This is a genomic window from Lysinibacillus sp. G4S2 (assembly GCF_030348505.1).
Classification (GTDB): domain Bacteria; phylum Bacillota; class Bacilli; order Bacillales_A; family Planococcaceae; genus Lysinibacillus.
This window is the reverse complement of sequence record NZ_JAUCFJ010000002.1, coordinates 60047-79802: the sequence shown is the minus strand read 5'-3', so window position 1 is coordinate 79802 and position 19756 is coordinate 60047. Positions and strand designations below refer to the sequence as shown.

Annotated in this window: 24 protein-coding genes and 1 rRNA gene; 2 read left to right on the top strand and 23 right to left on the bottom strand. The window is 37.3% G+C overall.

Going from position 1 to position 19756, the window contains the following annotated elements; translation table 11 throughout:
* Position 1 precedes the first annotated feature (1 nt).
* Positions 2 to 136 carry a hypothetical protein gene (locus tag QUF91_RS00735; RefSeq protein ID WP_289416484.1) on the top strand — a complete coding sequence of 45 codons (135 nt, stop codon included), beginning with the start codon at positions 2 to 4 and terminating at the stop codon, positions 134 to 136.
* Positions 137 to 138: 2 nt separating this feature from the next.
* On the opposite strand, the gene spoVG is transcribed toward QUF91_RS00735, so the two are convergent.
* The 11 genes from spoVG to metG all read right to left on the bottom strand — a co-directional run bounded on the left by spoVG (position 139) and on the right by metG (position 9908).
* Entirely contained in the window at positions 139 to 441 is a 303-nt protein-coding gene (gene spoVG, locus QUF91_RS00730; protein ID WP_285399939.1) for a septation regulator SpoVG, read from the bottom strand.
* A gap of 337 nt (positions 442 to 778) precedes the next feature.
* A complete protein-coding gene (locus tag QUF91_RS00725) occupies positions 779 to 1153 on the bottom strand; it encodes a RidA family protein (protein ID WP_068986585.1) in 375 nt (124 codons plus the stop codon).
* 3 nt (positions 1154 to 1156) lie between these two features.
* Positions 1157 to 1984, bottom strand: a complete 828-nt coding sequence (purR, locus tag QUF91_RS00720) for a pur operon repressor (protein WP_285399938.1) — start codon at positions 1982 to 1984, stop codon at positions 1157 to 1159.
* 56 nt (positions 1985 to 2040) lie between these two features.
* Positions 2041 to 2907 (bottom strand): 4-(cytidine 5'-diphospho)-2-C-methyl-D-erythritol kinase, encoded by an 867-nt coding sequence (ispE, locus tag QUF91_RS00715; RefSeq protein ID WP_285399937.1) that lies wholly within the window; start codon positions 2905 to 2907, stop codon positions 2041 to 2043.
* A 220-nt stretch (positions 2908 to 3127) separates the two neighbouring features.
* Complete coding sequence (locus QUF91_RS00710; protein WP_049667357.1) at positions 3128 to 3310, bottom strand: small, acid-soluble spore protein, alpha/beta type; 183 nt, start codon at positions 3308 to 3310, stop codon at positions 3128 to 3130.
* A gap of 113 nt (positions 3311 to 3423) precedes the next feature.
* Entirely contained in the window at positions 3424 to 3684 is a 261-nt protein-coding gene (veg, locus tag QUF91_RS00705; protein WP_053594102.1) for a biofilm formation stimulator Veg, read from the bottom strand.
* Between the two features lie 156 nt (positions 3685 to 3840).
* Positions 3841 to 4722 (bottom strand): 16S rRNA (adenine(1518)-N(6)/adenine(1519)-N(6))-dimethyltransferase RsmA, encoded by an 882-nt coding sequence (rsmA, locus tag QUF91_RS00700; RefSeq protein WP_289416478.1) that lies wholly within the window; start codon positions 4720 to 4722, stop codon positions 3841 to 3843.
* Positions 4715 to 5281: a ribonuclease M5 gene (gene rnmV / locus QUF91_RS00695; RefSeq protein WP_285399933.1), complete on the bottom strand. Its 567-nt coding sequence runs from the start codon at positions 5279 to 5281 to the stop codon at positions 4715 to 4717. The genes rsmA and rnmV overlap by 8 nt, the downstream gene beginning before the upstream one ends.
* Before the next feature lie 264 nt (positions 5282 to 5545).
* Positions 5546 to 6757, bottom strand: coding sequence for a resuscitation-promoting factor (locus QUF91_RS00690; protein ID WP_285399932.1), 1212 nt, complete (start codon positions 6755 to 6757; stop codon positions 5546 to 5548).
* A gap of 135 nt (positions 6758 to 6892) precedes the next feature.
* Positions 6893 to 7663, bottom strand: coding sequence for a TatD family hydrolase (locus QUF91_RS00685; protein WP_285399931.1), 771 nt, complete (start codon positions 7661 to 7663; stop codon positions 6893 to 6895).
* Positions 7664 to 7916: 253 nt separating this feature from the next.
* Positions 7917 to 9908, bottom strand: a complete 1992-nt coding sequence (metG, locus tag QUF91_RS00680) for a methionine--tRNA ligase (protein WP_481817485.1) — start codon at positions 9906 to 9908, stop codon at positions 7917 to 7919.
* A gap of 409 nt (positions 9909 to 10317) precedes the next feature.
* Between metG and QUF91_RS00675 the strand changes: the two genes are divergently transcribed.
* Complete coding sequence (locus QUF91_RS00675) at positions 10318 to 10596, top strand: transition state genes transcriptional regulator AbrB (protein ID WP_004229214.1); 279 nt, start codon at positions 10318 to 10320, stop codon at positions 10594 to 10596.
* A 378-nt stretch (positions 10597 to 10974) separates the two neighbouring features.
* Here the strand turns inward: QUF91_RS00675 and rsmI are convergent, their stop codons facing one another.
* From rsmI to rrf, 12 genes are all read right to left on the bottom strand, one after another.
* On the bottom strand, positions 10975 to 11847 hold the full coding sequence (gene rsmI / locus QUF91_RS00670; RefSeq protein ID WP_285399928.1) for a 16S rRNA (cytidine(1402)-2'-O)-methyltransferase: 873 nt from the start codon (positions 11845 to 11847) through the stop codon (positions 10975 to 10977).
* The gene (locus QUF91_RS00665; protein WP_285399926.1) at positions 11844 to 12107 is read right to left on the bottom strand and encodes a GIY-YIG nuclease family protein; all 264 of its coding nucleotides are present in this window, start codon (positions 12105 to 12107) and stop codon (positions 11844 to 11846) included. The genes rsmI and QUF91_RS00665 overlap by 4 nt, the downstream gene beginning before the upstream one ends.
* Positions 12091 to 12840 (bottom strand): tRNA1(Val) (adenine(37)-N6)-methyltransferase, encoded by a 750-nt coding sequence (locus QUF91_RS00660; protein WP_285399925.1) that lies wholly within the window; start codon positions 12838 to 12840, stop codon positions 12091 to 12093. Before QUF91_RS00660 ends, QUF91_RS00665 begins: the two co-directional genes overlap by 17 nt.
* A gap of 63 nt (positions 12841 to 12903) precedes the next feature.
* Positions 12904 to 13260 (bottom strand): DNA replication initiation control protein YabA, encoded by a 357-nt coding sequence (gene yabA / locus QUF91_RS00655; RefSeq protein WP_285399924.1) that lies wholly within the window; start codon positions 13258 to 13260, stop codon positions 12904 to 12906.
* A gap of 27 nt (positions 13261 to 13287) precedes the next feature.
* Positions 13288 to 14103, bottom strand: coding sequence for a PSP1 domain-containing protein (locus tag QUF91_RS00650; RefSeq protein WP_285399923.1), 816 nt, complete (start codon positions 14101 to 14103; stop codon positions 13288 to 13290).
* Entirely contained in the window at positions 14096 to 15100 is a 1005-nt protein-coding gene (holB, locus tag QUF91_RS00645) for a DNA polymerase III subunit delta' (RefSeq protein ID WP_289416476.1), read from the bottom strand. The genes QUF91_RS00650 and holB overlap by 8 nt, the downstream gene beginning before the upstream one ends.
* Before the next feature lie 199 nt (positions 15101 to 15299).
* Positions 15300 to 15740, bottom strand: coding sequence for a YaaR family protein (locus QUF91_RS00640; protein ID WP_285399920.1), 441 nt, complete (start codon positions 15738 to 15740; stop codon positions 15300 to 15302).
* Positions 15741 to 15827: 87 nt separating this feature from the next.
* Entirely contained in the window at positions 15828 to 16157 is a 330-nt protein-coding gene (locus tag QUF91_RS00635; protein WP_010857007.1) for a cyclic-di-AMP receptor, read from the bottom strand.
* Between the two features lie 358 nt (positions 16158 to 16515).
* Complete coding sequence (gene tmk, locus QUF91_RS00630; protein ID WP_285399917.1) at positions 16516 to 17145, bottom strand: dTMP kinase; 630 nt, start codon at positions 17143 to 17145, stop codon at positions 16516 to 16518.
* A gap of 17 nt (positions 17146 to 17162) precedes the next feature.
* On the bottom strand, positions 17163 to 18587 hold the full coding sequence (locus QUF91_RS00625) for an aminotransferase class I/II-fold pyridoxal phosphate-dependent enzyme (RefSeq protein WP_289416475.1): 1425 nt from the start codon (positions 18585 to 18587) through the stop codon (positions 17163 to 17165).
* Positions 18588 to 18743: 156 nt separating this feature from the next.
* Positions 18744 to 19178 (bottom strand): SRPBCC domain-containing protein, encoded by a 435-nt coding sequence (locus QUF91_RS00620; protein WP_285399915.1) that lies wholly within the window; start codon positions 19176 to 19178, stop codon positions 18744 to 18746.
* 401 nt (positions 19179 to 19579) lie between these two features.
* A 5S ribosomal RNA gene (gene rrf, locus QUF91_RS00615) occupies positions 19580 to 19695 on the bottom strand.
* Positions 19696 to 19756: the final 61 nt, after the last annotated feature.

Here is a 19756-nt window from a genome sequence, read left to right as displayed (position 1 = left end):
TTTGCTCTGCGCGAAAGCGAAGCGTCAGCTACAAATGTTTCCTGTAGCGAAAGCGAAGCGTCAGCTACAAAGCGCCCAGTCAGAACGGCAATCAATCTCACGTTATGGTGATGCGCATTACTATTTATTCCTTTGAAACTATACACCGATTTCTTCTAATTCTTCTGCTTTTTCTACTTCTTCTGTTTCGCTTGAATTATGGTACTCGTTTAAAATAATCTCCTGAATTTTATTACGAGTCGTCGAATTAATAGGATGTGCAATATCTCTAAATTCACCGTCTGGCGTTCGTTTACTTGGCATAGCAACGAATAAACCTGTATTGCCATCTATCACACGAATATCATGAACCACAAACTCGTTGTCGAGTGTAATGGAAGCAATCGCACGCATGCGACCATCTGTCTGTACACGACGTAACCTCACATCAGTAACTTCCATTTTCTCACCACCTCTCTTCTTAGATGCCTAAATGAAAATATAATATTCTTTATTACCGAATATTTTCCTTTTTATAGTCTATCAAATTTTCAAAAAAATTTGAATACTCATTAGTATAATATTTCCTTTATATACATAAATTTTGACAATTGTTTGACAATCGCTCTAATACTAATCAATTTCTCCTTAGCGTGGTTGTCGCTTTCGCACAGAAAACATTTGCCGCTGTCGCTTCGTTAACACTTCGCTTTCGCACAAAAAACATTTGTTGTACAAAGATAAAAAAAAGCCCACTAAAAGAGCTAATCACTTCTCTTCTAGCGAGCTTAAAAATTACTTATTTAACGATGGCAATAACTTCAATTTCTACTTTAACATCCTTTGGTAGACGTGCAACCTCTACTGCTGAACGAGCTGGTTTATGATCGCCAAAGTGGCTAGCATATACTTCATTCATTGCCACAAAGTCGTTCATGTCCTTCATAAAAACAGTTGTTTTAACAACATTGTCTAAAGATGTTCCAGCAGCTTCTAAAACTGCTTTTAAATTCGCAAATACTTGATTTGTTTGAACTGTGATATCGCCTTCTACTAATTCGCCGGCTGCCGTTAGTGGAATTTGACCTGAGCTATAAAACATGCCGTTTACGATAATCCCTTGTGAATACGGTCCGATTGCTGCTGGTGCATTTGTTGTTGCTACTACTTTCATTTGTCATTTCCCCTTTTTAGAAAAATAGTTACCTTCGCTTAATGCAATTGTACGGTCTTTTTCATTGACCTCATGAAGCTTCACCAGTGAATAATAATCATCTACTAACGTTTCATCTGCATGCTCAGCCTCTACAAGTACTGCAATACCCGCCAGCTGGCAGTCAAACTCCTCTAATAGATTTTTCATGCCGTTCATTGTACCACCGACCTTCATAAAGTCGTCAGTTATAAGCACTCGTTGTCCACTCTTCATGCTTCTTTTCGATAATACCATTGTCTGAATTCTTCTGGAAGAACCCGATACATAGTTGATGCTGACTGTAGAGCCTTCAGTTACCTTACTATCTCTTCTAACAACAACAACTGGTACATTTAAATGTCTTGCAATGGCATGGGCAATAGAAATCCCTTTTGTCGCGACAGTCATTATGACGTCAATTTTTTGGTCAGCAAATGCGGATGCAAACACCTTTCCAACTCGATTAATTAAATCTGGATTGCCGAGTAAGTCGGTCATAAATAAATAACCGCCTGGTAATAAACGATCTGAATGCTCAAGCTCCGCCTTTAAATCCTGAATAACTAAACGGACCTCAGCCTCGGACATTTTAGGAATATACTTAACTCCTCCAGCAGCGCCCGGTACTGTTATCAATAACCCGATTCCTTTTTCTTCGAAAGTTTCTTTTACAATCGTCAAATCTTCACTAATAGAAGACTTTGCAGATTGATATAGTTCTGAAAAATAAGTTAGCGGGATCAACTGATGTGGATGTTCTAGTAAATAGTACGTCATATCAACTAGTCGTTCACTACGTTTCCATTTCATGCGACCCTCTCCTAAACACGAATATTTATAGGTAAAATTAACATAAATTTGCGGTTTTAAGCAAGCGTATTTCGTTCACCTAAAATCCGGACAGCATAAACTTCTTCACAAAAACCACGTAAGCCATTATAAATACGGCTTACACGAGCTTCACTATCTACTAAACCAAACACCGTCGGACCGCTCCCACTCATTAATGTTGCATCTGCTCCAAAGCGCTTCATCTGTTCCTTTAACATTACTACTTCTGGATGTAGCTTAAATGTTACAGTTTCCAAAACATTCCCTAACGATGCACATAGTAACTCATAACTTTCCGTTTCAATAGCTTGAATCATTTGCTTCGTATTTGGATGTTCTAATCCTTCAACCTTTAGCCCTCCATACACTTCAGCTGTAGAGACACCTATTTTCGGCTTAGCTAAGACTACCCAACAGTTTGGCGGTGCAGGTAATTCCTGAATTTTTTCTCCACGCCCTGTTGCTAATGCTGTGCCTCCATAGACACAAAACGAAACATCTGAACCAATTTTAGCACCTAGTTCGGCTAATTCATCTATAGATAACCCTAAATCCCACAGCTCATTTAAACCTTTCAGTGTAGCAGCCGCATCGCTACTTCCGCCTGCTAGCCCTGCTGCAATTGGTATTTCTTTTTCTATAGTAATGGATACACCTTGTCCAATGCCGTATGTATCTTTAACTAGACGCGCTGCCTGATAAGCAAAATTACGGTGATCATTTGGCACAAAATTATCAGTCGAAATTATTTCAATTACGCCATCTTCTCGAGATTCCAGACTAATACGATCAGCCAAATCGACAGTCGTCATGACCATCTCTACTTCGTGATAATTATCTGGTCTTTTATAAAGTACATCTAATGTTAAATTTATTTTTGCAGGCGCCTTTACATAAAGCATCTTTCTTCCTCCTTAGTATAAACAGCCGTTCATCTTTCACAAAGATTATTCATTTTATTTTACCATAATGGGAAAGCGAAAACGGAAAAAAAGAACCGTATACCCCTGTTTGGTGTAACGGTTCTCTCTCGTCAGTTGTGTTGTTGTGTCGACAGGAAGTTTTCATCCCTGTTCGAAATGAAGTTATCTTTTATAAGTGGTCTATTTTAACAAAAATAGTCTACTTATTATGCTCTTGCTCACTATTTGCTCTTTCAGCCATTTCAATGGCACGTTTCACCATATTACCAGCGTCTCGAGCTTTAATGCCGCCCCAGCCTTCTCGTTGCACAACATCATAAAATCCAAGTTCTTTAGCGATCTCTTCTTTTAAACGAGGTGACATGATACCTTTTCTAGGCATATAAACTCCTCCTTTAACAACTGACGAATTTAGTATGTCCCAGAAAACGCAAAACACTCATGTAGTTTTTAACATACATGAGTGTTTCAAAATATAGAAATAAGTACTAGAAACTATTTTGCGACAGCAGCCTTTGCTTCGTCTAAAAATGTAATCTCTACTGCTTCAGTTAAAATATCTGTGTAGCTATACGATACGCGCTTGCACGTATTGTCTTCTTGATCAAGCTCAACTACAAAAATAGCGCGATATGTCTCACGCAATACCCCTGCACACTCGACCGTTTTCTTGCGACCTCCGTTTGCTCTTAACTGCAAACGTTTACCCAAATGACAATCCAACGACTTTTTAATGTCCGCTAAAGTTTTTGGCATTTTCGCTTACACCTCACTACTTCTTAGTATAAGCGATTCGCCCAAAAATGTCAACAAAATATAATATTTTATCAGCCTGGAATAAATGTTGTCAACTTATTTTTTATGAAAAAACAAATTTTTTTACGTAAAATCAAAAATGTTAACAAAAAAGTTTTACTTTGCAAACGTTGGATATAGTGCATCTGCCAATTTTCCAAACTCTTGTATAGTAAGCGTTTCTCCTCGACGTGTTGGTTCAATATTTACCGCTGTTAAGGCTTCCAAAATTTTTTCCTTATGTTCCTTTCCATTTGGTAAACCTGATTGCAAATTATTAAAAATTGTTTTTCGACGCTGTACAAACGACGCTCGAGTTACAACAAATAAGAAATCCTCATCAATTACCTTTACTGGAGGCTCATCATGTTTAATAAGACGGATTACCGCAGAATCTACATTTGGCTGTGGCATGAAAACAGTCTTCGGTACTGTCATAGCAATCTCAGCCTTTACATAATATTGGATCGCAATTGATAAAGAACCGTACTCCTTCGTTCCAGGTTTAGCCGTAATACGATCCGCTACCTCCTTTTGCATCATGACAACAAAGCCACGAATTGACAAACGATCATTGAGTAATTTCAATAAAATCGGTGTCGTCACATAATAAGGTAAATTTGCTACAACCATAATATCCTCAATACCCGGCATCTCTTCATTAATTACCTTAGCAACATCCGCCTTTAAAATGTCTGAATGTACAATAGTAACATTATTATATGGACTAAGTGTATCTTCTAATACAGGTAATAAGCGTTGATCAATTTCAAAAGATACAACCTTTTTTGCATTTCTCGCTAAATGCTCTGTTAATGCTCCAATACCAGGACCAACTTCGATTGCACCGCTATTCTCAGTTAAATTTGCATGACTAACAATATTTCGTAAAATGTTCGGATCTATTAAAAAATTTTGACCTAAACTTTTTTTAAATGAAAATCCATATTTCTTTAAAATTTCTTGTGTTCTAATTGGTGTTGCAATATCCTTATGCATCGTTTTCCTCCTGATCTAACTGTGCGACTGCCGCACCAAATTGCTTTTCTGTGATTTGAAACATTTTCAATCTTTTATGAAGTTGTTTACCGTTTGTTGCACCAATATTCAATATTTCTCCAAGGCGATCACGTCGAATTTTCGCCTGTGGATGGCCAATTAAACGTGCCGTCATTAAATCCTCAAGAGTAATATCATCAGTGTTTAGCTCATCAGCATTTGGGGTATAGACATGTCGTAGTGCTTCTCGTATATCCTCATCTGCTGCATGCTCAATGCCTAGTCCTTTACCGTTTCTTGCAATTGTTTTAGCTTTTGGTAAAAAAGCGTGTTTTACACCTTTTACATGCTCCTCGATAATGGCACGAATCCGACGTCCTGGATAATCTGGATCAGTAAAAACAATAACACCTCTTTTATCCTGAGCATGTTGAATTCGCTTCAATGTCTCCTCTGAGATAGCCGATCCATTTGTTTCTATTGTATCTGCTTGTGTAGCTCGCTTAATAGCTGTTGTATCATCTTTCCCTTCAACAACAATGATTTCTTTTATTCGCAAAAAGGCTCCTCTTTTCTACCTTATCTTCAGACCATTTTACAACTGCACTGTACGATTGTACAGAAATACACGGCTATTCATCTTCTTCTATAATACTCTTTCTCGAGTTGAATGTTGTTTCTGCTTCACTTTCGCTATAGCTTTTAGTTACGCTTCATCCTCCAGAACAAAAAATTACTGAAGAAAAATAAAAAGCTTTCCTGCCAGTCAAAACAGGAAAGCTAAAATTAGCGAAAAAACATATTGATTAATTTTACAATTTTTTTAATTTAATACTTTTATACGCACTTTCCTAACTCCCCAATTACTAGCTTGGGCTTCAGTTTGTACAAGTATGTCGATCTTATTACCCTTAATTGCACCACCAGTATCCCCTGCTATAGCTGTTCCATAGCCTTCAACCCAAACTTTTGAGCCTAGCTTAATAACAGATGGGTCTACTGCGATTACTTTCAATCCAGAGCCTGCACGCAAATTGATGCCAGTGGCAGATGTACCCGAGCAGCCATCACAATATGGTGTATAGGCTGTTGCCGTTACATAAAATTCTTTACCGCTAGCTGGCTCTGCTGAACCACGTGATACAGTAGTTGTACTTGCTACTAAATTTTTAGTACCTACCGCAACTACTTGCTTCTTCGGTTCTTTCACAACCTTTTCAGATTGTAAATTTTTTGCTACAACTTTGCCATTTTCCTTCACGACTTCATACGTTTTAGTCACTAAACCTTCCTGGCCAGCTGTTACAACTTTTTGTTTTCCCTTTTGCAATGAAGCATCCTTCTTCTTTTCAACTGCGAAATCTAAAGAGTCTTCCACTACATCGATAACCTTTTCTACGCGAACTACTGTGATTTTACTTCCCGGGGTGATTACGTCCTTCAGGTTATTCTCGACACGATCGAATTCATTAAGTTGAATTCCTTGTTGTTTTAAAAAGTTAGCGACCGTAGTCGAAGTGGACCATACTTGTCTTTCGTTTACGCCATCTACAAGCGATACTTGAAACGCTTTTTGGATATCGATTTTGTTGTCTGCTCCTACCTCTGTATCAAGACCTTGTTTTAAAGAGTCATGCTCTGATACGTTGATACTCGCTTCTTTCAAAATGTCTTTCACTTGTGTTTCAGTTGTCCAAACTTTTGACTGATTTCCGTCAACTGAAATAGTTACTTCTTTTGCCTGTTCCCATGTAATTGCTATTCCATTAGCAATTTTGGTATTCAGAGAGGGTGATATTTTGTCATGCTCTGCTATGTCTATATTTTGATCTTGTAATAATTGTTCTACAGTTTTTGCATGTGTTGATATTTCGGTTGTTTTTCCGTCTGCTTCAAGCGTTACGGTTTTTTTAGTACCTTGATAAAGTACGAATGAAATTACAGATACAAACAGGATAAGTGAAATAATTCCTATCACTGTTTGCTTACTCCTCAATGATCCTAAGAACAAGTTTTTCATGGAATTATTTGACATGAAAAAACGCCTCCTTAATACAAGGTTGGATTATACGGACTAGATTTGGCACTGTCAACCCGAATGTTTTGGAAAAGAAATTTGACCTTGCCTTGTCACCCAACCACAAACCCAGCATTGGAGGCATCTCAGCTACTAAATGTCAATCCCAAAAAATTTTTTCGCATTTGCTGTTGTGGCCTGTGCAATTTCTTCAATCGTTAATCCTTTTAAACGTGCAATTTCTTCTGCAACTAACGGCACTAATGCTGGCTCATTACGCTTTCCTCGATATGGATGAGGCGCTAAATACGGAGCATCTGTTTCAATCATCAAATGCTCTAAAGGTATTTCTGTTGCCACTTCCTTCGGCATACGTGCATTTTTAAATGTCACGGGTCCACCAAGACTAATCATAAAATTCATAGCAATGCATTCATGTGCGGTTTCCACACTGCCACCAAAGCAATGCATAACGCCTCCCACGGAAGCTGCATTTTCTTCACGTAAAATTTGTACAACATCTCCAGTTGCATCCCTGTTATGAATAATGATTGGTAAATTCAGCTTTTGCGCTAAATGAATTTGCTTGCGGAAAAGTGCTTGTTGAACATCTTTCGGTGATTTATCCCAATAGTAGTCTAATCCCGTTTCACCAATACCGACTATTTTGGGATGTGCTGCTAATTCCTCAATCCAGTTTAAATCCTCTTGTGTACAATCAATCGCATCAACTGGGTGCCACCCTATCACACCATAAACAAAATCATATTGGTCAATCAATTGCATTGTTTTTTCAATGGTTTTACGGTCAAAGCCAACAACAACCATCGTTTCTACTTTCGCTTTCAGAGCTCTATCAATAACCTCTTGTAAGTCTTCTTCATACTGATCTGCATTTAAGTGTACATGTGTATCGATAAACATCGTCATTCTCCTAACATAGATTTTATTAAAAATTATTATTTCATATTTTTCGTAAGTATTACAAATTTGTTACAAACAATTTTGTAATATGACATTTCCCATAACCTCAGGAACTACGCTCATTACTATTTACCCAGAAAATCATAATATTTACAGCGCATAAATTATTTCAAGATAATAAAATACTCATTTTTCACTTGGATTTTAAAAGCCTGCTGAATATTTTTCATTCAGCAGGCCTTCCTAAAATTTTTTACTTTACTTTTGCACCATTTTCTAGCTTTGGATCAACTGATGCTAATTTTAAAATCCCATCTTTTTCACCAGCTAGAATCATTCCTTGTGATAATTCTCCACGTAATTTAACTGGCTTTAAGTTAGTAACTACAATCACTTTTTGACCAATTAATTCATCTGGAGAATAGAACTTTGCAATGCCTGAAACTACTTGCCGTTGCTCATATCCAAGATCCACTTGAAGCTTTAATAATTTGTCTGCTTTCGGAATAGTTTCGCACGCTGTTACAGTAGCTACACGTAAATCAACTTTCATAAAATCATCGATAGTAATTTCTGGGATTTCTGGAACCTCAACAGCTTTTTGCACGTCTTTCGGTTCTTCTTCTTGTGGAGTTTTCACAGAACCACGCATTTCCTCACGAATATACGTAATTTCAACTTCACTCTCTAAACGAGGGAAAATAGGAATTCCTTTTTCTACCACTTTAATGTTTGCTGGAATAGTATTGCCGAATGTTTCAATTGTTTCCCATACCAAGAATTTGTCATCCAAGCCTAATTGCTCAATAATTCGTTTAGGAGTAGATGTCATAAATGGTTGTAACATGACAGCAATTTGGTGTAAACTTTCCGCCAAATTTCGCATAACAGCGCCTAATTTTGGCTTATCTGATTCCTCTTTTGCTAGAACCCACGGTTGAGTTTCATCTATATATTTATTTGTTCTCGACACAAGCGTCCATATGTCGGCTAATACGACACTAAATTGCATTTTTTCCATACTTTCTTCATATTTAATACGTACTGATTCAGCCTGCTCTTTTAAGGCTGCATCAAACTCTGTCGACTGAAGATTTTCAGCTGGAATAATGCCGTCGAAATATTTATTAATCATTGATATTGTGCGATTCAATAAATTTCCTAAATCGTTTGCTAAGTCGAAGTTTGTACGTTCAACAAAAGATTCTGGTGAGAATACACCATCAGAGCCAAATGGTAGCTCGCGTAATAGGAAGTATCGTGTCGCATCCAAGCCATAACGTTCTATTAACATTTCAGGATAGATAACATTGCCCTTTGATTTAGACATCTTTCCGTCCTTCATCATTATGAAACCATGTGCAAACACTTTTTTAGGAAGTGGTAAATCTAGTGCCATTAAGAAAATTGGCCAATAAATAGTATGGAAGCGAACGATATCTTTTCCAACCACATGTACGTCTGCCGGCCAATATTTATTGAATAATGTTTCATCCTCTGAAAGATAACCTAATGATGTAATATAGTTAGTTAAGGCATCTACCCACACATAAATCACATGTTTAGGATCCCCAGGAACTTTAATTCCCCAATCAAATGATGTTCTTGAAACAGATAAATCTTCTAGACCTGGTTTAATAAAGTTGTTAATCATTTCATTTTTTCGAGATTCCGGCTCAATGAATTCCAGGTTTTCTTCATAATAAGCTAATAGACGATCTGCGTATTTCTTCATATTAAAGAAGTAAGATTCTTCTTTCACTTTGTGTACCGGACGACCACAGTCTGGACAGTTACCATCTACTAATTGTGTTTCAGTAAAGAATGATTCACACGGCGTACAGTACCAACCTTCATACTCACCTTTATAAATATCACCATTGTCTAAAAACTTTTGGAAAATCTTTTCGACAGTTTTCGTATGACGCTCTTCCGTCGTTTGAATAAAATCATCGTATGAAATATCCATTAATGCCCATAGTTTTTTTGCAGCATCTGCAATTTCATTCACGTAATCCTGAGGATGTTTGCCCGCTTCCGCAGCTTTTTCTTGAATTTTTTGTCCATGCTCATCCATCCCAGTTAAAAAACGTACATCGTAGCCACGTAAACGCTTATAACGAGCAATCGTATCTGATGCTACAGTTGTATACGCCGTACCAATATGAAATTTCCCACTTGGGTAGTAAATAGGGGTTGTTATATAGAATGTTTTATTTTTTTCGTTCACAAGAACTGCCTCCATTGTTTCACAGTATACTATCTATTCTAACGAAGTACGAAATTCGTTTCAACTTCTTTCACGGGTGTCCAAACAACCGGTGAGAGAAATTAAAGCCTCCGGACACAATTTTGCCGAGGCATAATTGCTTGAAAGTTTATCGAGCGCGAAAAATGTCGAATGATATAATCAATCCATTTAATGTATTAAATAAGAAGCTTTTTTACTATAAATTAAAATATATAATAAAAACCTTTTAAAAAAACCAAAATATCTTGTTTCTTCTCAAAAATTTTTATCAAAGCAATAATATTAGTGTATTAATTTATTGACGTTTATGGCATTACTTGGTATGATAACTATCAGACAAAGAAATTATGTCGAAATTTGACGAAATACCAATATAACTTTTAACATTAGGAGGAAAATAATTATGAAATCAACAGGAATCGTTCGTAAAGTAGATGAATTAGGTCGTGTAGTAATTCCTATCGAACTACGCCGTACATTAGGTATTGCAGAAAAAGACGCTTTAGAAATCTATGTGGATGATGACAAAATCATCTTAAAAAAATATATGCCTAACATGACATGTGCTGTAACTGGTGAAGTTTCTGATGATAACTTCCGTCTAGTTGGAGGCAAATTAATTTTAAGTCCTGAAGGCGCAGAAATGTTAGTGAAAGAAATTCAATCTAACTTAAAAAAATAATTTGTTACACACCTAAATTGAGAACAGCAATTTAGGTGTTTTGATTTTATAAAGAGAAACTCTAATAATACAGAATAAAATATAATATAACCAATTCTTAAGTCCCTTATAATGTCCATGTCAGACCTTTTATAATTAAGAGTACTATTTTTTACAATTATTATCAATTTAAATGGTTTATATCCCGTGAGATTGATCCTGGAGGCATTCGATGAACCGCTTGGGCCAACAGGAGTCACCCAGCCGGAATGGAGATCAACTTATGTACATGACAGGCGTCTTAACAAATGTCATCATGAACTGTTGGTAACGGGGTACCTATTTAAATAGATAGAACAAAAAAGAGGTGCCTCTATTAAGGCTACCTCTTTCTTTACATTAACTATGGTATTCGTTATAGATTTCCCGCTTGGCTACTTGACGTAGTTTTGCTACTTCTTTTATAGCTTCTTTTGATGTAACACCTGTATGATTAATCATATAATCGACATGTTCAACAATAGACATTGTCATCCAATAGGCTTCTTCATCATTCTCTTCCTCAGCATTCTCGTTTCCTTCAAGGACAATACAAAATTCCCCTCGAATTTCCTCTGTTTGTGACCATACCACTGCTTCGGCCAACGTACCACGTAAAAACTCTTCGAATTTTTTAGTTAATTCGCGAGCTAATACGATTCGACGATTACCAATAATAGATTCCATATCTTTCAAGGTATCCTTTAAACGGTGAGGAGCCTCATAAAACAAAATGGTTTCCTGACGTTTTTTTAGTTGCTCTAATTGCTGTCGACGTTCCTTTTTTCCTCGATTTAAAAATCCATAAAAGAAAAATGGCTGCGGTGTTAATCCGGAAGCGATTAATGCTGATATTGCAGCATTAGGACCTGGCACCGGCACAACTGGAAAGTCTTCCTCGATTGCTTTTTCGACTATATCTGCACCAGGATCGGAAATACAAGGTAGACCAGCATCACTAACTAATGCAACTGTTTTTCCTTCACGTAAGAAAGCTAATAGCTTTTCTCCTCCCACCTCTAAATTATGTTCATGATAGCTTATCAGTGGTGTTGCTATATCAAAGTAGTTGCATAGCTTTTTGGTATTACGTGTATCCTCAGCAGCAATAATATCTGCTTCCTTTAAAATACGTAGCGCACGTACACTCATATCCTCTAGGTTACCAATAGGTGTTGCAACTAAATATAAACAACCTGTATGATCGTGCATTGTACTTTTTTGAGATTTCATGACTTATCCCTCCCTATATATTTCATTTTTTGCGTTCGTGTTAACTGTTTAAAAGCATATTCTGCACGCATTGCCTCTGGTTTTGTATCGAATTCCTCTACATAAATACATTTCACTGGTCCTCGTGCTCTTGTATATTTTGCTCCCTTACCAGCATTATGTACAGCAACACGTCTGTCTACATTATTTGTATAGCCTGCGTAATAAGATTGATCGGCACATTCTAGCACATAAAAATAATGGCTATTGTTCTTTTCCATAAAGGATTTCTCTCACTTCTGCTGTGTATTCATTGTTGGCATTATAGACATACAGAGGAGGTAATATTTTCAAATCAGGTTTACCGTCTTTAATTCCTTCTATTAATAGTGTATTGGCTTCCTTACCTTCTTTCGGGTAAATAAATTGTAAACGTTTAGGCTCTAAACGATTTGCCCGCATTGCTGTAACAATATCTAATAATCGACCAGGTCGATGAACAAAGGCCGCCTTTCCACCTTGCTTTAATAATTTGCTTGCTGATTGTACTGCTTCCTCTAACGTTAAATATAGTTCATGACGTGCAATAGCGTAATGCTCACTTAGATTTTTATCACTGGCTTCATGTGCCAAAAAATATGGTGGATTACAGGTTACTGCATCATATTTTTCGATTCCTAGCTTCTTAGGAATTTCCTTCACATCACCAAGAACCATATCAATTTGCTCTTCTAACTTGTTGTAACGGATACTTCGTTCAGCCATATCAAATAAACGTGGTTGAATCTCTACTCCGGTAATATGTCCTTTTGTTCTGGCACTTAGAAAAAGCGGGATTACACCATTACCTGAGCATAAATCTACAATTTCCCCTTTATGATATGGGACATTGATAAATTTTGAGAGTAGCACTGCATCCAATGAAAACGAAAAGACAGAGGGACTTTGAATAATACGTAAATTCTCAGCCAATAAATAGTCTAACCGTTCATCACCCTTTAACCAATCTTCCATATTTCTTCCTCCTACTATACAAAACAAAAGACTGACACCACCATAGTGGGAATCAGCCTTCTATTACACATTTTGTTTATTTAAAAATGATAGACAAAACAGACAGTCTTCACCTTTACGTGAACTTCCGAAATGAACATGACAAACATGGAAGCCTTCTTGGTATAGACGTGCTAGGTTATCGTAGCCCTCGCCAATATCTAACGGATTCTCTTTCTTTTCATCAGTAGCCTGTACAGAATTTTCATTAGAAAGTAGTTCTTCTAGACGTGTACGAAGGTGATGATTTTCTGTTTCAAGTGCCTTATGTTCTTCCATCATTAACGCTACAAATTGTTTCAATGCACCGAATTGGTCCTGCATTGCTTCGAGCTGTTGTTCGAACTCCATAACGGTATCTAAGAAATTACGGTCCTTCACCCAAGCCACCTCGTTCAATTCTCTATCTTATATAAGATTTTTTTCGCATGCTAGCAGTTCTTCTAGTGTATACTCTACTGTGCGCTCCTGCTCTTGTAAATATACTTGAATGAGTCTTTCCAGTACATTTAAACCTACAACTTTACCACGGCCATCTGGTGTCATCGTCATTTCACCAATGTCAGGCATTCCCTCTTTTGCTTCCTCATATTCATCATTTTCATACTTCAAGCAGCACATTAAACGACCGCAAAGACCTGAAATTTTGGATGGATTTAAAGATAAGTTTTGATCTTTAGCCATTTTAATAGAAACCGGCTCAAAATCGCCTAAAAAAGTTGAGCAGCAAAGCATCCGGCCACATGGGCCAATGCCACCTAACAACTTCGCCTCATCGCGTACACCAATTTGACGAAGTTCGATACGTGTTCTAAAAACCGAAGCTAAATCTTTTACTAAATCTCTGAAATCGACACGTCCTTCAGCTGTAAAATAAAAGATGATTTTATTACGATCAAATGTATATTCAACATCAACGAGCTTCATTTCTAAATTATGCTCTATGATTTTTGTACTTGCTAGTTCAAATGCGCGCTTTGATTCGGCAGCATTTTCCTCTACTTGAATACGATCACGTTCATCCGCTGGTCGTAGAACTTGTTTCAGTGGTAATACAACATCATTATCCCCAACAACCTTTTGAGGGACAACTACTTTACCATATTCTACACCGCGAGCTGTCTCTACAATGACATATTGACTGTCCTCTAGTAGATATGATGCTGGATCAAAATAATATATTTTACCCGCCCTTTTAAAGCGGATCCCCACTACATTATACAAATGTATATCCCTCCTGCAGATTTAGCATTAACTGCTCCATCATTAACGTCCTATTCATGTTACGCTGTAAAGATGCACGTGCCTGTAAAATTGACTCCATTTGACTAGATAGACGTTCATAAGTCGAATGTAATGCAGCTTCTTTAAATGTCTGTAACATGTCTGGATAAGTACAAGCTGCTTCGGGATTAGCTTTTATTGACACTATATCACGGTAAGCAAATAGTAGTAAATCCAATGCCTGCTCCATCTCGCCTTTTTCTTTAAACAGTGGCAACCATTCTTCATGCACAACAAGCATTGCTTCATGTACATTCTGACGAATTGCCTCTACTAATTTTAACACTGTTTTTCGAGCATGTGCAAACTGCTCATCATTTGCTAAAAATATCGCTGTTTCGAGCTCGTTCGTCATCATGCTCACTGTAGAAGCCATCGAGTAAGAAATATTGTGATCTTGCAAATGCTTTAACAATATATGTCGAGGCATTTTCTGAAATTTAATATGCTGGCAGCGAGAACGAATCGTTGGTAATATTGACTGCATTTGTTCCGTTAGCAAAATCGCAGTGACCTCACCATCAGGTTCCTCTAAAAATTTAAGTATCATGTTTGCAGATGCAATATTAAGACGATCTGCATGATGAAGTACATAAATCTTACGTCCTTCTTCAACACCCATCATCTTCATCTCACCAATTAATTCACGTATTTGATCAATTTTTATAAATTGACCTTCTGGATGAATTTGATGAATATTCGGATGATTGCCTGAATCAACACGTCTGCAATTTCGACATGTTTCACATGGAACATTTTGATTTGGTTGCTCACATAGCATTAATTTGACAAAAAACTTCATAATATCTACTTTGCCTGTCCCTTTTTCGCCATCAAAAATGTATGCATGCGCTAATCTATTTTTGTCAAAAATCGTTTGAAGCTGCTTCATTACGACTGGTTGTAGTGTGAATAGCTCTTCAACATTCTTGGCCATACTATAAATTCCTTCCTATATCAATTACACGCCGTAATTGTTTCCCATTGCTCACTTTTAGTACAGAAAATCTGCGGTTTCAGAGCAGATAGATTAGTTACATACTAGTTGCAAGTAGGTCCTTAACCTAGTGTTGTAAAATTAACTGCTGAATAGATTTGAAAAAAGCCCGCGCCTACAAGAGAACAAGACACGGGTTTTACATATATAAATTAATTAATAAGCCTTTAATCTCACCGATTTTATCAAGAAGGTCAATTGCTTCCTTTTCTTCATCTAAAATATCTTGCGCAAGCTCCACAAGACGCGTATCAATAGTTTCAATAATTTTCAAGCGTCTTCCTTCACCAAAACGATTCCATGTATGGGATTGCTTTAATTCCATACCATGTTCTACAGTTTCTTGTAAAAATCGTTTAACAAGCATTTTAAAACGAGCAAGTTCTCGTAAATTACGTGATCTTGCAACACGGTCACCTGCTGTAGAAATATCACCTAACAATCGTGTAAGCTGTTCAGTTTGCAGTTTGGTTCCTTGCTTGACGACCATATCTCCAAATCGGTTATTTTGATTATTATTTTGTAGTGGCTCTTTGCGATTAGTATTTAACCCGACACGTATATCTTGATTGATCTTCAAGCTGTTTCCGCCCCCACTTGCCTTCTTTATCAAATACACAAAAGCTAGTTTATCATGTATTTACTTCGTATTTAAAAAGGCAATGATTTAAAAATGGTGAAACTGTTCAATTGGTAATACAAAAACAGTCGCTCCTCCTACCTCTACCTCCACAGGATAAGGTATATAGGAATCTGCATTTCCACCTAATGGTGAAACAGGTGCAACCATTTGTTCTCGTGCTCGACAATTATCACGAATAATATCTAAAACTTTGGGTATGAGAGAGTCTTCCGTCCCAATAAGAAACGTCGTATTTCCAGAGCGTAAAAATCCTCCTGTGCTCGCTAACTTAGTTGCGCGAAACTGATTTTTCGTTAAAGCATTCGATAAACGGCTGCTATCCTGATCTTGAACTACAGCTACGACTAACTTCATTCGCACTCACCCCTTTTATAAAATTCACTTAAATAGATTTTAATTACCTAAACAGTAACGTCTAAAGAAAATTTTAATTTTATTTAATAAGCGTTATAGTGCTCATTAAATAAATTTCACCTTGGTTAATTGTCGCTTCGCTTTCGCTGCAGAAAACATGTGCCGCTGTCGCAGATAAACAATGCGTCCAGATTTTGAATGGTACCGTAGCCTGCACGATGCAGGTCAGTTAGCCGTTTTCGCAGGATGCGAAGGTGTTTCAGGCTAACATCCTTTCGAAATTCGTGACACCTACTGAATGAAGTTAAAATAATAGATGTTACCATTATATCACAATGTGGTAGACAACTTCATTCTTTTACTGCATTACCTCATATAATAATGACCATACATCTTCAACAACACGCTCAATATTTTGGTCTGCATTGACGACATGTATACGCTCAGGATAACGCTCCACTAGCTGTAAATAGCCTTCCCGAACCTTCTTATGAAAAGCTAAACTTTCAACATCTAAACGATTTACTTCTCGCTCTCCGTGAGCATGAATACGTGCTAAGCCAACCTCTGGTGCAAGATCAAATAATATTGTCACATCCGGTAACTTCTTACCGATTGCAAACTCATTAATAGACAATACTTCATCGACGCCGATACCTCGTGCATATCCTTGGTATGCTAAAGATGAATCAATAAAGCGATCGCAAATAACCATTTTACCCGCATCCAAAGCAGGTCGTACTTTCTCAAAATAATGCTGACTTCTCGCCGCTGCATAAAGTAATGCCTCTGTACGCTCATCCATAGCTGTATGAGCAGGGTCTAAAATAATCGTCCTAATTTTTTCAGCAATCTCAATACCACCAGGTTCTCTTGTTGCTAATACATCAATATTTTCTTGTGCAAATCGCTCAGCTATTTTTTGAATAACCGTTGTTTTTCCAGCACCCTCTGGACCTTCAAATGTAATAAATAAATTGCAATTCATGCTGTTATTGCCTCCAACTATTTAATGACCTCAATCAATTTTTCTTCTAAACGGTGATTTCCTTGGAACGTCGCACCAGTAGCTAGTAATTCCTCAAGCTGACTCAGCTTTGCTACTGTTATTTTTTCACCCGGAACAAGCAATGGAATGCCTGGTGGATACGGAATAATCATACTTGCAGAAATACGTCCCATTGTACGCATATACGGCAACCATTCTTTTTCCGACTTTTCAATTTCATCAAAAGTATATGCTAGTTCCGTAATTGCCACAAAATTATAGGCTGTTTGAGAAGCAGTTATTTTTTCTGCCTTTGGTGTACTTAATAACAATGTTATAGCATCCTTAATATGGACACGCATTTCTGCAAATGGATAGCTATGTCCCTGTTTCAACAAAGGTAACACAAGCAATACTTGATTTGCATCTGCTAGTTCTGCATAGACTTGCTTTGCTTCTAATGCCTCCTGTAATTGAAAGCCGCTATAGCCATCAACGCGGAGCAATAATTTTATTGGATCATCTACTTCAATAACTTCCAAAGAGCCAATAGCCCGTAATGCCTCTACCCATTGATTCCTTTTTTCTATTATATATGCACCGTCACTCTCCATATATGTCTGTACATAATAACGTGCATCATCTAAAGAAGCTAATAAAAGATAGGATGGGCTACTAGATTGTAGCATACGTAAATAATGATTTATTTTGTCTACATCAATCAAGTCTGAATTAACATGCATAAAGGATGCCATTGTCATAGCAGGTAACGTTTTATGTGCAGATTGTACGACTATATCTGCACCAAATGTTAATGCTGATGGTTGAAATAAGGTACATGCACTAAAATGAGCTCCATGTGCTTCATCCACCAAAACAGGAATACCTTTTTCATGACAATACGTAATCTGCTGCTCTATTTCTTTAGATGTCATACCGTAGTAAGTAGGATATGTTAAAACTACTGCGCGAGCCTCTGGGAAATAATCAACAGCTTCTTTTAAATCTCTATAAGAAACATGCGTTGCAGTTAATGTTCGTTCATCCCATAGGGGCGAAACAAATACAGGCTTTGCTCCAACAAGCTCAATTGCGTGAAAAATAGACTTATGTGCATTACGTTGGACAATAATCGTATCCCCTCTTTTACATGTGGCATAAATCATTGCTAAATTGCCAACTGTAGATCCACCTACTAAAAAGAAGCTTTTCATTGCCCCATATGTATCTGCCAACAAATTTTCTGCTTCTAATATCATTTCCTCTGGATGATGTAAGTCATCAAGACCCGATAATTCAGTCACATCATAGCGCATTACATCTTTAAAGGCTCGTGGAAGATGGGACAGTTCTCCATGCTTATGCCCTGGTACATGAAAGGAAATATTTTGTTGTAGTCTAAAGCGCTCTAATCCTTCTACAATCGGCTTTTTCTTTTGCAAAACAAAACACCCATTTCCGTTATATTCTTATTTAATTATACGAAATTATAGCATGATAAAAAAGCTATCCTACCAAATAGGATAGCTTTTGCACCTGATCAATAATATTTATATCTTATTCACAAGAGAAATTATTCTTGTCTCCTTAAAGTTATATTATTTACTAGCCTTGACCGCCATTTCTTGTACTAGTTGTTCCACTAATTGTGGCACGAATTTTTCTAATACTGGATTCATCATCCCAGCTAAAAAACCGCTTGCTTTCATCGTTAAATTACCAATGAGCTGACATGATCCGTCCTGATTCTGTTTTATTTCAAAAAAACCATCACCATTTATCGGATCTGATAAACCTATTAAATCAAACATAACTTGATTAGGATTGGACTCTTTACACTTTAATTCAACCTTTACAGCTTTTTGGATAATTCCAAAATCCCCTTGAAATACCCAAATCATATTTTGTTCATTAGGAAATTCATGATGTAAATAACCTGGTATAAGTGCAGCCCATTCTTCTTTATTTTGAATAAACTCCTGCAACCTTACTTTCTCAATTTGAATATCTTCGCAATATAACCCCGTAGCCATTTCAATACACCCCTTTATTTGTTCATCCGCTGAAAGAAGTTAAATCAATGGCTCTTCACCATAGCGTGTGGTTGATTCCCGTTCCGACTGGGCGCTTTGTTGCTGACGCTACGCTTTCGCGCAGAGCAGAGCTTCCTGGTGGCGTCCGATGAGCCGCTTTGCTCGCTCCAGAGTCTCATCTGTGGCGCTAATCTCCAAGGAGTCTCTCAGCCGGAACGAATGTCAACTAATATACAGCGCATTTATTTTTAAAAATGTCATCCACAACTTTTGGTGATGAGCCAAATCAATTAAATTCTAACATTTTTAGGGTTTAGTAGTGGACCTAAGTTTAAATATACATAATTGTTTAGCCTTGAAAGAATACAAAAAAACCACTGATTTCTCAGTGGCTGCTGTGTGCCTAGCGACGTCCTACTCTCACAGGGGGAAGCCCCCAACTACCATCGGCGCTAAAGAGCTTAACTTCCGTGTTCGGTATGGGAACGGGTGTGACCTCTTTGCCATCATCACTAGACTATTTTCGGCTTTCAATATACGTCGCATTTCTTCGTCAGCTTCTGTCGTTCAGTCAGTCA

Excerpts from the sequence above, each read along its gene's own strand:
- spoVG (WP_285399939.1), bottom strand. The coding sequence starts at position 441 with ATGGAAGTTACTGATGTGAGGTTACGTCGTGTACAGACAGATGGTCGC.
- QUF91_RS00725 (WP_068986585.1), bottom strand. The coding sequence starts at position 1,153 with ATGAAAGTAGTAGCAACAACAAATGCACCAGCAGCAATCGGACCGTAT.
- purR (WP_285399938.1), bottom strand. The coding sequence starts at position 1,984 with ATGAAATGGAAACGTAGTGAACGACTAGTTGATATGACGTACTATTTA.
- ispE (WP_285399937.1), bottom strand. The coding sequence starts at position 2,907 with ATGCTTTATGTAAAGGCGCCTGCAAAAATAAATTTAACATTAGATGTA.
- QUF91_RS00710 (WP_049667357.1), bottom strand. The coding sequence starts at position 3,310 with ATGCCTAGAAAAGGTATCATGTCACCTCGTTTAAAAGAAGAGATCGCT.
- veg (WP_053594102.1), bottom strand. The coding sequence starts at position 3,684 with ATGCCAAAAACTTTAGCGGACATTAAAAAGTCGTTGGATTGTCATTTG.
- rsmA (WP_289416478.1), bottom strand. The coding sequence starts at position 4,722 with ATGCATAAGGATATTGCAACACCAATTAGAACACAAGAAATTTTAAAG.
- QUF91_RS00690 (WP_285399932.1), bottom strand. The coding sequence starts at position 6,757 with ATGTCAAATAATTCCATGAAAAACTTGTTCTTAGGATCATTGAGGAGT.
- QUF91_RS00685 (WP_285399931.1), bottom strand. The coding sequence starts at position 7,663 with ATGTTTATCGATACACATGTACACTTAAATGCAGATCAGTATGAAGAA.
- metG (WP_481817485.1), bottom strand. The coding sequence starts at position 9,908 with ATGGAGGCAGTTCTTGTGAACGAAAAAAATAAAACATTCTATATAACA.
- QUF91_RS00675 (WP_004229214.1), top strand. The coding sequence starts at position 10,318 with ATGAAATCAACAGGAATCGTTCGTAAAGTAGATGAATTAGGTCGTGTA.
- rsmI (WP_285399928.1), bottom strand. The coding sequence starts at position 11,847 with ATGAAATCTCAAAAAAGTACAATGCACGATCATACAGGTTGTTTATAT.
- QUF91_RS00665 (WP_285399926.1), bottom strand. The coding sequence starts at position 12,107 with ATGGAAAAGAACAATAGCCATTATTTTTATGTGCTAGAATGTGCCGAT.
- QUF91_RS00660 (WP_285399925.1), bottom strand. The coding sequence starts at position 12,840 with ATGGAAGATTGGTTAAAGGGTGATGAACGGTTAGACTATTTATTGGCT.
- holB (WP_289416476.1), bottom strand. The coding sequence starts at position 15,100 with ATGGCCAAGAATGTTGAAGAGCTATTCACACTACAACCAGTCGTAATG.
- QUF91_RS00635 (WP_010857007.1), bottom strand. The coding sequence starts at position 16,157 with ATGAAGTTAGTCGTAGCTGTAGTTCAAGATCAGGATAGCAGCCGTTTA.
- tmk (WP_285399917.1), bottom strand. The coding sequence starts at position 17,145 with ATGAATTGCAATTTATTTATTACATTTGAAGGTCCAGAGGGTGCTGGA.
- QUF91_RS00620 (WP_285399915.1), bottom strand. The coding sequence starts at position 19,178 with ATGGCTACGGGGTTATATTGCGAAGATATTCAAATTGAGAAAGTAAGG.